The following is a 13,292-nucleotide window of genomic DNA, read 5'->3' as shown; positions in this document are numbered from 1 at the left end:
TCATGGCAATTGCACAGGAAAACATCGAACGGATCCAAAGAATGGAAGGTTATTTGAATGACTATGCCAAAACTTTGGAAGAAACCAAAAAAGCAGTGGATCAGCTAAGAGAGCATCAAGAAAGCTATATCCAACTGCGCGATTATTATAGTAGTCAGGCCTATTTTGATGATTTAGACTTGTCCAATCAGGCTGACTTTCCAGAAGATCTTCCTTGTGGTGTCTTGTCCGAAGATGCCGTCTATGATTTGTTAGACGAGCATTTTCAGATGGGAGTGGAACTCTTGGAGATCGCAACGAAGATGATCAAAGAACGGTGAATTCATTCTTTATATTTTATCTTTCCTTAGGTGACGGCGGACGCTAGCGAACTTCTACGAAGTTCCATAGCTAATTATCGAGCCTAGGGTCTCAATAATTCCGAGTACCTGAAACAGCTCCTGTTTCAGGTACTTTTGTCACTGCGGAAAGAAAAATATATAAATGATGACATAGTGAATTGTAGGATTACTTGACTAATTCATTGGATATTTCGACTGACTTATTAAAATGTAAAAGCAACTAACAACCACACAAAAAAAGCTCCGGTTTCCCGGAGCTTTTTGAATGATTAGTGTGAGACACGGCGACGTGCTGCTTTTTTGCGGTTTTCTTCGATGAAAGCTGCTTTTTGTTCTTCTGGTTCGATTACTTTCTTCTTGAATGTGTAAACTGCACCTGCGACAGCAGCAACTGTACCAGCAACACCAGTAACAAAACCTTTACCAAATCCTTTAGCCATGAGAATTTCTCCTTTTCTGAACTTTAAATATTTATGTTATAATATATGGTAACGAAAAAACGTGAATTTTGCAAGGAAAAACGATGAAAACCAAGATAATTGTGATTGTGGGACCGACCGCGGTTGGAAAGACAGCTCTTGCGATCGATTTGGCGCAAGCCTTCAATGGTGAAATTATCAGTGGCGATAGTCAACAAGTCTATCGCAAGCTGGATATTGGAACAGCCAAGGCGACACCAGAAGAGCAAGCAGCAGCTCCCCATCATTTGATCGATGTGCGGGAGGTGACCGAGTCTTACTCGGCTTTTGATTTTGTAAGAGAAGCCAAGACTGCGATTGAAGAGATCACAGCCCGAGGCAAGCTTCCTATCATTGCAGGTGGGACAGGCCTTTACATCCAAAGTCTGCTCGAAGGTTATCATCTAGGTGGTGAAGTTCCTCATGAAGAGATTCTGGCCTATCGTGCTCAATTGGACGTGCTGTCGGACGAAGACTTGTACCAAAGGGTAGCGGAGCAAGGACTTGTGATTCCTCAGATCAATCGCCGTCGGTCCATGCGAGCTCTTGAAATTGCGCATTTTGGGCAGGACCTCGCAAACGAAGAAACCGATTATGAACCCTATCTCATCTGTCTAGATGATGACCGGTCCTTGATCTATGATCGCATCAATCGCCGAGTAGATCGCATGCTAGAGGATGGCTTGCTGAATGAAGCCCGGTGGCTCTATGATGACCATCCGGAGGTTCAGGCAGCTAAAGGCATTGGTTACAAGGAACTCTTTCCTTACTTTAAGGGAGAGCAGAGCCTTGAGGAATCCAGTGAGATCCTCAAGCGCAATACGCGGCGCTTTGCTAAACGGCAGCTGACCTGGTTTCGAAATCGAATGGAAGTGACCTTTTACGCCATTTCTGCCCCCCACTTCAAGAAGCAGGTTCTTGCAGATGTTAAGGAGTTTTTACAGCATGATTGAAACAGAAAAGAAACAAGAACGCATCCTTTTGGTCGGTGTGGAACTTCAAGGCATGGACAATTTTGACATGTCAATGGAGGAGTTGGCGAGCCTGGCTAAAACAGCTGGTGGAGATGTCCGGGGCTCCTATACACAAAAGCGGGAGAAATACGACACCAAGACCTTTGTCGGCTCAGGAAAACTAGAAGAAATCGCTCAAATGGTCGAAGCAGATGAGATTACGACCGTGGTGGTCAATAACCGCCTAACCCCCCGTCAAAATGTCAACTTAGAAGAAATCCTTGGGGTTAAGGTCATTGACCGGATGCAGTTGATTTTAGATATCTTTGCCATGCGGGCTAGGAGTCATGAAGGGAAGTTGCAGGTGCACTTGGCCCAACTCAAATACCTTTTGCCACGTCTTGTCGGTCAAGGGATCATGCTCAGCCGTCAAGCTGGGGGAATTGGTTCTCGTGGTCCAGGGGAAAGTCAGTTGGAGTTGAACCGCCGGAGCGTTCGTAATCAAATCACCGATATCGAGCGTCAGCTCAAGGCAGTTGAAAAGAACCGGGAAACCCTTCGTGAAAAACGCTTGGAATCACCTGTCTTCAAGATTGGTCTGATCGGCTATACCAATGCAGGAAAGTCGACTATTATGAATCAGTTGACCAGTAAGAGCCAGTATGAAGCCGATGAACTCTTTGCGACCTTGGACGCCACAACCAAGAGCATCCACCTAACAGGCAATCTGCAAGTGACGCTGACCGATACGGTTGGCTTTATCCAAGATCTACCAACAGAGCTGGTATCGAGCTTTAAGTCGACCTTGGAAGAAAGTAAGAATGTAGACCTTCTGGTCCATGTCATCGATGCGTCTGATCCCAATCATGAAGAACATGAAAAGACCGTGCTTTCGATCATGAAGGACCTGGATATGTTGGAGATCCCTCGCTTGACGCTTTACAACAAAGCAGATAAAGTAGCAGACTTTACTCCAACCCAGACACCGTTTAGCTTGATTTCAGCGCGCTCTGAGACAGCCCGTGAAGATCTCCAGGCGTTGCTTCTAGAAAAACTGAGAGAGCTCTTTGTTCCCTTTACCATTCGCGTTCCCTTTTCAAAATCTTATCGAACACATGATCTAGAAACAGTTGCGATCATTGACCAGCGCGAATTTGAAGAAGACATCGAGGCCATTCAAGGCTATATCGCAGAGAAAAATAAGTGGAAGTTGGAAGAATTTTATGACGGATTACGTTGATTTAGCAATAAAATATGGAGGCTATACCAGTCTCGATCAGGTCTATCTGACCAATCTTTTAAGCACGATCCCTGAGGAATTGCGTCTCCGTGTGATTACGCCTCCCCCAAGTGTGATCAACGCCTATTTCGCTGAGCTCTACCAAAAGAAGAGCCCAAAGGAGGCCATGGATTATTTCTTGGACTTGAGTCGGGCATTTGACTTATTCACAGTTCAGCAAACCTTTGATGAACGAAAGCCCTTTATCCGCCTCAACTTATCAGGTAAGTCTTATGGATTGGCTTACGTAAATGAAGAGCTAGCCTGTGTCTTTGCTGAACATCCAGCAGAGGATATCACTCCTGCCATTTTATTTGAAGTCGCAGAGATCTTTCCGCATTGTTTGGTCTTTGAAAAAGATGGCAAGATCTGTCTGCAAGAGGCCGGCCCTGAAGTGGTCACTAAAACAGAAGCCCTCTCCGCTCTGACTGACTTGATGACTTTGGAAGATGGACGCTTAAAACTGTCAGGCTATAACCAAGAAGAGCTCCTCGAGTTAGCGCAAGCCTACCCAGGCAACCTTTCTTTCCGTTCAGAGAACCGGACGGCCATGATTTATATAGATAGAAAGTAGACAATGGACATTCAATTTTTAGGAACGGGAGCTGGGCAACCCTCAAAAGCCCGTAATGTATCGAGCCTAGCGCTCAAATTGCTGGACGAGATTAATGAAGTCTGGCTCTTTGATTGTGGCGAAGCGACACAGAATCAAATTTTAGAAACGACCATTCGTCCGCGAAAGGTTAGCAAGATCTTTATCACTCACCTACACGGAGACCATATTTTTGGTTTGCCAGGTTTCCTCTCTAGTCGGGCCTTTCAGGCCAATGAAGAGCAGACGGATCTGGATATCTATGGACCAGTAGGGATCAAATCCTTTGTGATGACTAGTCTTCGCGTATCAGGCTCTCGCCTGCCTTACCGCATTCATTTTCATGAATTCGATGAGCATTCTCTGGGCAAGATTTTAGAAACTGATAAATTCACAGTTTATGCGGAAGCTTTGGACCACACCATTTTCTGCGTCGGTTACCGGATCATGCAGAAGGAACTCGAAGGAACGCTGGATGCGGACAAGCTCAAGGCAGCGGGTGTTCCCTTTGGACCGCTCTTTGGCCAGGTCAAAAATGGACAAGATGTCACCCTGGAGGATGGCACTAAGATCATTGCTGCGGATTATATTTCAGCCCCTCGGCCTGGTAAGATTATCACGATCCTTGGAGATACCAGAAAGACGGATGCCAGCGTCCGCCTTGGAGTCAATGCGGATGTCTTGGTCCATGAGTCCACCTATGGCAAGGGTGATGAGAATATTGCTCGTAAACACGGCCACTCGACCAATATGCAGGCAGCAGAAGTGGCGCGTGAAGCTGGAGCCAAGCGCCTTCTTTTGAACCATATTAGTGCTCGCTTCTTATCAAAAGACATCAGCCAATTGCGCAAGGATGCATCCAGCATTTTTGAAAATGTCTATGTCGTCAAAGATTTGGAAGAAGTGGAGATCTAAGATGCGAACCATTCTCATAACAGGAGCAAGTGGAGGCTTGGCCCAAGAAATGGTCAAGCTCCTCCCTGAAGATCGGCTGATTCTCCTTGGTAGAAATCAAGAAAAACTGGAAAAGCTCTATGCCAGTCATCCTCAAGCTGAATGCATCGGGATCAATATCACTGATTCCTCAGCCGTCCAAGATTTGGTAGAAGAGCTCTATCAGCGCTATGGACAGATTGATATCTTGGTCAACAACGCAGGCTATGGGATTTTTGAAGAGTTTGACCAGATTACCAATGAGCAGATTCATGCCATGTTTGAGGTCAATACCTTTGCCCTCATGCAGCTTTCACGCTTGATGGGTACTCACATGAAGGAAGCAGGCAAGGGACACATCGTCAACATCGTCAGCATGGCGGGGCTCGTTGCAACTGCCAAATCCAGCCTTTATTCAGCTACTAAGTTTGCAGCCATCGGCTTCTCCAATGCCCTGCGGTTAGAACTGATGCCCTTTGGTGTCCATGTGACGACGGTCAATCCAGGCCCCATTCGGACTACTTTCTTTGACCAGGAAGACCCCGATGGAAGCTATATCAAGGCTGTGGAACGCTACATTTTGGAACCCGACTTTGTAGCCAAGAAGATCGTGAAGAACTTTGGAAAAGCAAAACGCGAACTCAATCTGCCTTGGCTTTTGAACCTGACCCACAAGCTCTATACCCTTTTCCCACGCATCTCAGACAAGCTAGCCAGCAAGATGTTTAATTACAAATAGGAGGAGATCGATAGCCGCGAATATTCAAGCTTATTTAGAAAACCTCCGGCAACCCTGGGGACAGATCTATTATGATATCCTTTTTGATCAATTAAAAGACATAAAAGGTAAACGGGTGCTTGATTTCGGCAGTGGCTTCGGTCTCGTGGCCAACCACCTGGCACAAGACAATGAAGTCCTTGCTGTGGAGCCCAATGAGGAAATGGTGGCCTTGCGGGTCCAGGATCATCCTTACCAGCAACTCGTTGGGAGTCTGGACCAAATAGAGAGCTTTGAAGATGCCAGTTTTGATGTCATCCTCTGCCACAATGTCTTGGAGTATGTAGAGGATCGCAAGGTGGTTCTCAAGGCATTCACCCGTCTCTTGAAACCAGGAGGCCTGCTCTCTATCGTCAAGCACAATGAGGTTGGCCGCGTCCTGCAGACCGTCGTCTTTGAAAATGATACTCAGAAGGCGCTTGATCTCTTAGCCGGTCAAGACCTGGAAACCCACTCCATGGGCTTGGCACAGGCCTATGATCTAGATAGAGCAGTAGACGATCTAGCCCTCGAAGTTCAGGACTACCAAGGGATCCGTGTCTTTTATGCCTTGCAGGATAATCGCTTCAAGGGCCAAGAAGGCTGGCGAGAGTCTATGCTCAAAATGGAGCTGGCCGTTTGCCAAGAGTCCCCTTATCGGGATATCGCCTTCTTCCAGCACTATAGCTTAAAAAGGAGTTAAGATGTTAGATTATAAAAAAGAAATTCCAGCGATGACAGACCTACTCGCATTATACAGTTCGGTCGGCTGGACCAATTATACCAACAACCCAACCATGCTAGAAGAAGCTGTCAAAGCCAGTCTCTGGCAGTTAGCCGTCTATGATGAGGACGAGCTCGTCGCCTACATTCGCTTGGTAGGTGATGGCCACTCTGTCATTTTTGTGCAGGACCTTTTGGTACGACCAGATCACCAGCGTCAAGGTATCGGAAGGAAACTCTTAACAGAGGCTTTAGCGACCTTCCCAAATGTCTACCAACGGCTTCTTGCCACTGAACGTAGCGAGAAAAATTTAGCCTTTTACCAGTCCCTCGGCTTTGTCGAACTTTCAGAGCAAGCATGTACAGGGATGATTTATATGAAATAAAGAGAGTGGGACAGAAATTGGTAATTCGTTAGAATTCGATTTCGTCGTCCCACCTCCGCACAGTTGAGTAGGGCTGTAAAAGCTGATGAAATCAGCGTAGTAGAGCCCACTCAACCACTGCGTCTTGCTCGACAATCCAAAAATAATTGAGAGGCTAGGACTTTTGTCCCAGCCTCTTATCTATTTGACTGACAAAAGGGGGGATTGATGGTAAAATGAGGATGAGATTAGGAGGAGATGGAATGAAGAAGAAAATAAAATGGGGCCTTGTCTTATGTTCGGTACTTATACCAGTATGTTTGAGTGCCTGCAAACAAGGAACTGTAGAAAAACAAGGTTCTTCGAATAAAGAAGTACAGAAGAAAATCGATCGAAAAAACATTCATTTTGACAAGACAGGACCAGGTGCATCATTTGATTGGGATGCAAAGAACAGTATCAGATACATAACGTTTGAAAAACTTCCACAATATATGAGGTCAGATGATAGCGATGGTATTTCAATATATGGACAGCAACCGAATGAAGTCTCTCTATCTGAGGAAGGAAGAGTTCAAAAAGCTTTGCAGGTCGTTGAAGGAGTCTATGTAGATCAAAGTAGAATAGACACAGTAATCAAGGCCAATGGGGCAAAAAATCAAGAGGATATGTATACTCGACTCTGGAACGATTATATTATCCCTAAAATTGAAAAAAACAGTAGTACTTTTGATCCAAATACTTATGTGGAATATCTTGGTGAGAAGTACCCCCTCAAAATATATGGTCCCATGTATTTGAAGCTCATGACGAATGCATTGAGCTTTGGAAAAAAATATGAATTAAAGGGCTATGCAGTTAAGGGAAACAAAGTATTTATTCGCATTCAGGTACCAACGTACTTCCCAGAGCTTTTACCGAGAGGGAATAAATATTATAAAAATCCTAATGAGTCAGATTTCAATCAAGCCTTCTATGATTGGCTCGATGAATTCCATCAAAGGTATGCTGAAAAAGAAATAAATCGAGATGATCATATTTCCTATATCATGCTTTCAACAGTTTTACAACAGTTAGTTAACAAAAATTTCGAGGCAACCTCATTATCCGGTTATGCTTATAGTAAAACTTCGCCTACGGAATTCACGGTTGAAATGGAAGTGACAAATCAAGGTGATGTTCGAATTGATTTAAAAAACTTGGCTATTCTCTTACAAATCCCTCAACAAATGAAGGGGGATAATCAGTATGGTAAGCAAGATGAGAATAATATCTTTTGGACCATCCCATCTGGAAATAATAGTGATGGACAAAAGGTAAAAGAAAAATTAAAGAATTTTAACCCCAAAAATCCTGTTAAAAGCTATGCGATTGGAGAGCCAGTTCTATTTGCTAATGGCTTAGAAGTTACACTGAATAGTGTAACAGACGATCCAAATTTGGATGTTCAGGATGATCAAGACCGTATCGATACAAAGAAAAAACAACATCGATTGATCGTCGAATTCACCCTATTAAATACAACACCTCTCAGTATTGAAAATACTCCAGATTATACAAATGTAGATCTCTATGATGGCCATGGCAAATCTGCTTATATGCTGAATAATACTTTAAATTACAAACAGCCAACAGTCCTTGAAGCAGGAGAATCTGGTATATATAAAATTAACTATTTAACAGATGGGGATGGACCATTTACGGTTGTTTATGGTGATGCAAAATGGGTCGTTCAAAAATAGTCATGTCATATAATAGGAACTTCTCAATTATCATTAGAATTTTCAATCGGTTCATAGGTTGTTCAGATATGACTGCTGTAAAAAATTAATCGATTAGGTCGAATTTAGCAAGGAGGTCAGGCTATGAAGCCCAACTATTTCAAACTATTCGCAGGAATTCCACTTATTCTATGTTGCCTGTTTCTTTCCAGTTGTAAGATCATGAAACCGAGTGATTATAAAAAGGCGAAGGAAGTTGTCAGCAGTGAGCTTGCTAAGGTTGGTCTGCATGGGGATGTGACCATAAACAAACTGGATTGGACTGCTTTGGAAATCCCAACTTATCATGTGTCTTATACCTACTCTGAGAAAACCTATGATGGACAAACAGTGACATTAGAAACGGATACGGTGTTTCATAATGATTGGACAGATACAACTAGTGACCATCTTCCAGAGTATAAGGAAGCGTACTTGAAGCAGCAATCTGTCCAAAAGAAGGAGAAGGAAATTGAGGGACAATTAAAGAAGCAATCTCTAGGTCTTCCTATTAGTTTCTTTGGTTTTTTATCTAACTCTAACCGTGATGAGAAGGAGCAAATTCTAGATAGTATCGCAAGTCAAAATCTCAAAGAAGGGAAAAAGGACTTTGCCGGTTACTATCAAATCCCTTTTCAGACCTTAATCGATCAAGAGTTAATCCGTATGACTATTTATATAGAGGATGGTGTATCCGTTAAGGAAAAAGACTTAAAAGCAGCAGCCAAAAAATTAGACGCTAGCAAACTGCCGGATGGTGCCTATGATTTCTATTATTCCAAAGGTAGTTACGCCGATTCTATCAGTTACTCATTTAAAGTTAAAGATGGGAAAGTTGTTTTTTATGAAGATCAAAATATTCAGAATTGAGTAACCGAATACAAGAAAAAGATCTAGTCGTGTTTGACTAGATCTTTCATGTTTCTTAGAAGTCTTCCTTCTTCTTAAGTTTCAGAGAAGCAATAGCTGTAGCGACGAATGTCATACCAGTTACAAGAAGTCCTAAATGATCTTCCGTTCCTGTTGAAGGAAGAGATCGTTTACCTTCTTTAGGCTTGTCACTAGATTTAGGAGTTTCACTAGATTTTGGCTTGTCACCAGGCTTCGGCTTATCTCCGTTGGATGATGGAGTTTTTGGTTTGCTTGTGCTTGTTGTTGGAATATATGGTTTATCTGTTGATGGTGGAGGTGGAAGAAGTTTATTCACCACGTTTCCTTTATCAACGACAAGGTTTGTTGCAGAAGCAAAGTCGCTTGCAGAGACCTTGATGGTTGTATCTGAAAGTTGGTAACCACTTGGAGCTGAGAGCTCTTTGATGACATACTCTTTAGCTTCAAATCCAACGAAGCTTGCAAGTCCGTCTTGACCAGAAATCGCTTGTGCTTGGCCTTGACCATAAGGATTTGCAACAGGTGTCACACCATCCGCTTCAAAGAGTCCAAATACCGCACCGGCAAGGTAATCACCCTTTTCATCTACCTTACGAACTCTAAGGGTGTAAAGTTTCAATTCAGGATTATTCACTGTTGGTGGAGTTGGTGGGATGACCTTATTGATAAAGGTTTTCTTCGCACCGTATGAAACAACTGCTTGGATAGCGTTTGATGCTTCATCTTTTGTGACGGTCACTGTGACATCCACTTGACCTTCGTCATATTGGATATTTGCCTGATCAGCTGGTAGGACTTCTTTAATGGTATATTTATGAGTACCAATCATCGCTTCCGTGTAGGCGATCGCATCAAATGTCACTGTACCATCTGCAGCATTTTGTTTTGTCTGAAGAACAGTTCCATTTTCATCCAAAAGGTTAAAGCTAAATTCGCCACCTTGAAGGTCACGACCTTCTAAAATCTTACTTGTGGTAATTTGTTTTTCACTTGGAGTTGGAGGTGTCGGAGGTGTATACGTGTTGGTAAAAGTAGGGATATTCTTTTTACCGTCGTATTGCACATCCGCATTCAATTGTCCATTTGCATCCTTAGTGACAGTCACTGTTACAGTATGAACAGATTCATCATAAGTGATTGCTGATTCTGGTGTAGCTGGTTTTTGTTCAGTAATTGTGTAGGTGAACGTACCAGCTTCATTAAAGCTTACTGGACTGAAGAGAATATCCCCATTCTCACCATTTGTCTTGGTATCAACGAGCGTACCAGCTTGATCCTTGAGAAGGAAAGTAAACTCATTTGCTTTCAATGTACGATCGCTCGAACCATTGATCGCCAATACTTTTTTAGCCTTGAATTGAGCTGTCGTTGGTTTCACTGTTGGAGGAACAGGAGTTGGAGGTGTATACGTGTTAGTAAAAGTAGGAGTATCCTTTTTACCGTCGTATTGCACATCCGCATTCAATTGTCCATTTTCGTCTTTTGTAACAGTCACTGTTACAAAATGAACAGATTCATCATAAGTAATTGCTGATTCCGGTGTAGCTGGTTTTTGTTCAACAATTGTGTAGGTGAACGTACCAGCTTCATTAAAGGTTACTGGATTGAAGAGAATATCACCATTCTCACCATTTGTCTTAGTATCAACGAGCGTACCAGCTTGATCCTTGAGAAGGAAAGTAAACTCATTTGCTTTCAATGTACGATCACTCGAACCATTGATCGCCAATACTTTTTTAGCCTTGAATTGAGCTGTCGTTGGTTTCACTGTTGGAGGAACAGGCGCTGGAGGTGTTTTCGTATTTGTAAACGTATCTCCTTTTTCAGTATCCCCACCTGAGTAAGTCACAGTAGCGACGAGTTTGTCGTTTACTTTCTTCACTTCAACGGTAGCAGTGATGGTTTGTGTGCTATAGTTGATAGAAGCATCCGTACCTTTATTTTCGGTAATGGTATAAGTATGTGTTCCTTCTGCAGTATAAGAAAGTTCCTTAAAGGTTACAGTACCATTTGCTTTGTTTTTAGCAGTTTCAAGGGTATTGTCTCCTTCTTTCAAGACAAATTCAAATTGATCATCTGTCAACGGTAAGTTTGTTTCACCTTCTTTAAGAAGCTTTTTAACTTGAAGGCTAGCTGTTACACTTTCTGTTTTAGGAGCTTCTTTTTTGTTCGTGAACGTATCTGTGGCATTTTCACCATCAGAGTAAGTGACTTGTTCTACAACCAAAGCGTTGTCTTTTTCAACCACTACAACAGTAGCTGTGATGGTTTTATCACTGTAAGTAATGGTCTTGTCACTACCTTTTGTTTCAGTGATGGTATATTTGAATGTACCAGCATGGTCTACAGTGATGTTATCAAAAGTAATTGAACCATCTTTTTTGTTCTTGGTTGTGCCAACAACTTTATCGTTTGAATCTTTTGCAACAAACTCAAAGTCATCACCCTTAAGTTCGCCACCTTCAAATGCTTTTTTAAGGTTTAAGGTCACTTTAGCATTTGAAACTTTTGGTTTGTTTTGAGTATTGGTGATCGTATTTTTTTGTTCACCATCTCCACCTGAGTAAGTGACAGTAGCGACGAGTTTGTCGTTTTCTTTTTTCACATCGACAGTAGCCGTGATGCTTTGTGTACTATAGTTGATAGTAGCATCCGTACCCTTGTTTTCAGTGATAGTGTATGTATAGCTACCTTCCTTATTGAAGGTTAGAGACTTGAAGTTGACAGTGCCATCTGCTTTATTTTTAGCAGTTTCAACTACCGTATTATTTTCATCTTTCAAGACAAACTCAAATTGACCTTCTGTGATTGGAACTTGTTTATGTTCTTGATCACCGGCTACTTCGAAAGCTTTTTTAACAACAAGATTTGCAGTAGTTTCAGTTACTTTTGGTTTGTTTGAAGTGTTTACAACTTTAATAACATTCGACTCATTGATTGGTTCAACTTTTGAAGTATAACCATCAGGTGTATTCGTTTCTTCTACTGAATAAACAATCGGTTGTCCATCTTTAATCCCTGGTAATTTAGAAAATTCTGCAGTCCAACCTGAAGCCTTTGTCAAGGTCTTAGTCATACCGTCTAATTTTTTACCATCAGCTAATAATTGAACTGTGATATCTTTACGGTCAGCTTCTTCATCACCAACCCATTCTTTTTGAACAGTTATAGTTTTATCACCGGATACCCAGAAGTTTAATTCTGTGTTATTCCAGAATGCTGGGTCTTTTAATGGTGTTTTGATTTCATCAGCTGTTAACGTAGCATTGTTGTCAACGCGAACGGTTGTCTTAGGAATTAATGTTTGGTATTCAACGATCAATTCATCGCTTGATGCTGTTTTAAAGACATCACTGACATCTGATAAATTCACGGTAAATCCATTGCCGTCCGCATCGAATTTCACATGTTTCCAGAAGTCCCAACCAGAAGCTACCACTTGTCCACCTTTTCTCAAAGTGAAGGATGGTTTCAAGTAAGTTCCTACAAAGAATTCACTTGCAGCGTGGTTTGCAGCAGGAGCAAAAGTGATTTTTGAGTAATCTACAGCTGGAGCTTGGATTTTATCTGACACAACAGGGTTTGTGATGGCTTGTTTCTTACCATCTCCGTTGATACGAATGAACCAAGTAGTGAGATAATAGTCATCTCCAACATTCATCCATGCATAGTTTTCAGATGCGTCTAATTTGAATTGTTTAGAAACATAATCACCTGTACGATTATATTTATTTAAGATTGCTTCGAAAACTCCTGGCCCATCAGGACGTGTGATGACGACTGATTCTGAACCAACTTTTGAGGTAGCCGTTTTATTTCCAGGATTTCCCGGAGTGTTATCCCATTCTGCTTTGTATGAGAAACCACCCTTAACGTTTTGGTTCATGGATTCGATGGCTTTTTTAAAAGTAAAAGTAATCTTTTTGTTTGTCATCGAAATGGTTGCGACTTCAGCTCCATTTGCTTGGAGTGATTGAGTTGCAACTTCAGTGATATTGACACCTTCTGGAGCATCAATGGTAAACGTATCACCTTCTTTAACTGATTTACCAGTTAAATCCCAGTCAAATGAAAAGATAACTTTTTGTCCACTTGCCTGAGCCTTTAAATTGGTGACGGTTGGTGAAACAGTAGCCGCGCTAACAGGTTTGATCACAGACAAGCCTAAGGCTACCACGGCGATGATAGCTACAAATGCAACTATCTTTTTATATAGAAATTTCAATTGGCCTCATTTCCT

At 42.2% G+C, this 13,292-nt stretch carries 12 protein-coding genes; 10 read left to right on the top strand and 2 right to left on the bottom strand.

From position 1 onward, the window contains the following. Positions 1 to 2 precede the first annotated feature (2 nt). Positions 3 to 320: a DUF4298 domain-containing protein gene (locus tag LPB220_RS07395; RefSeq protein ID WP_150906341.1), complete on the top strand. Its 318-nt coding sequence runs from the start codon at positions 3 to 5 to the stop codon at positions 318 to 320. A 290-nt stretch (positions 321 to 610) separates the two neighbouring features. Here LPB220_RS07395 and LPB220_RS07390 read toward each other — a convergent pair whose 3' ends face one another. Further along, positions 611 to 781, bottom strand: a complete 171-nt coding sequence (locus LPB220_RS07390) for a DUF3042 family protein (protein ID WP_003002781.1) — start codon at positions 779 to 781, stop codon at positions 611 to 613. An 83-nt stretch (positions 782 to 864) separates the two neighbouring features. Between LPB220_RS07390 and miaA the strand changes: the two genes are divergently transcribed. The 9 genes from miaA to LPB220_RS10860 all read left to right on the top strand — a co-directional run bounded on the left by miaA (position 865) and on the right by LPB220_RS10860 (position 9,031). Next, positions 865 to 1,752 carry a tRNA (adenosine(37)-N6)-dimethylallyltransferase MiaA gene (gene miaA, locus LPB220_RS07385; protein WP_150906340.1) on the top strand — a complete coding sequence of 296 codons (888 nt, stop codon included), beginning with the start codon at positions 865 to 867 and terminating at the stop codon, positions 1,750 to 1,752. Beyond that, positions 1,745 to 2,992 (top strand): GTPase HflX, encoded by a 1,248-nt coding sequence (gene hflX, locus LPB220_RS07380; RefSeq protein WP_049486547.1) that lies wholly within the window; start codon positions 1,745 to 1,747, stop codon positions 2,990 to 2,992. Before miaA ends, hflX begins: the two co-directional genes overlap by 8 nt. Next, a complete protein-coding gene (locus LPB220_RS07375) occupies positions 2,976 to 3,605 on the top strand; it encodes a cystathionine beta-lyase (RefSeq protein ID WP_150906339.1) in 630 nt (209 codons plus the stop codon). Before hflX ends, LPB220_RS07375 begins: the two co-directional genes overlap by 17 nt. Before the next feature lie 3 nt (positions 3,606 to 3,608). Continuing rightward, on the top strand, positions 3,609 to 4,538 hold the full coding sequence (rnz, locus tag LPB220_RS07370; protein WP_049486549.1) for a ribonuclease Z: 930 nt from the start codon (positions 3,609 to 3,611) through the stop codon (positions 4,536 to 4,538). Position 4,539: 1 nt separating this feature from the next. Then, the gene (locus tag LPB220_RS07365; RefSeq protein ID WP_150906338.1) at positions 4,540 to 5,295 is read left to right on the top strand and encodes an SDR family NAD(P)-dependent oxidoreductase; all 756 of its coding nucleotides are present in this window, start codon (positions 4,540 to 4,542) and stop codon (positions 5,293 to 5,295) included. Between the two features lie 10 nt (positions 5,296 to 5,305). Further along, positions 5,306 to 6,016 carry a class I SAM-dependent methyltransferase gene (locus LPB220_RS07360; protein ID WP_150906337.1) on the top strand — a complete coding sequence of 237 codons (711 nt, stop codon included), beginning with the start codon at positions 5,306 to 5,308 and terminating at the stop codon, positions 6,014 to 6,016. Position 6,017: 1 nt separating this feature from the next. Next, positions 6,018 to 6,422: a GNAT family N-acetyltransferase gene (locus LPB220_RS07355; protein WP_150906336.1), complete on the top strand. Its 405-nt coding sequence runs from the start codon at positions 6,018 to 6,020 to the stop codon at positions 6,420 to 6,422. Positions 6,423 to 6,664: 242 nt separating this feature from the next. Continuing rightward, positions 6,665 to 8,143: a hypothetical protein gene (locus LPB220_RS07345; RefSeq protein ID WP_225305907.1), complete on the top strand. Its 1,479-nt coding sequence runs from the start codon at positions 6,665 to 6,667 to the stop codon at positions 8,141 to 8,143. Positions 8,144 to 8,266: 123 nt separating this feature from the next. Next, positions 8,267 to 9,031, top strand: coding sequence for a hypothetical protein (locus tag LPB220_RS10860; protein ID WP_225305906.1), 765 nt, complete (start codon positions 8,267 to 8,269; stop codon positions 9,029 to 9,031). A gap of 55 nt (positions 9,032 to 9,086) precedes the next feature. Here LPB220_RS10860 and LPB220_RS07335 read toward each other — a convergent pair whose 3' ends face one another. Then, on the bottom strand, positions 9,087 to 13,277 hold the full coding sequence (locus LPB220_RS07335) for a Spy0128 family protein (RefSeq protein WP_191904602.1): 4,191 nt from the start codon (positions 13,275 to 13,277) through the stop codon (positions 9,087 to 9,089). Between the last annotated feature and the right edge of the window lie 15 nt (positions 13,278 to 13,292).

The sequence above is a fragment of the Streptococcus sp. LPB0220 genome (assembly GCF_008727815.1).
Taxonomy (GTDB): domain Bacteria; phylum Bacillota; class Bacilli; order Lactobacillales; family Streptococcaceae; genus Streptococcus.
Note: the sequence above shows the minus strand (reverse complement) of the source record. Positions and strands in the feature narration are given on the sequence as shown.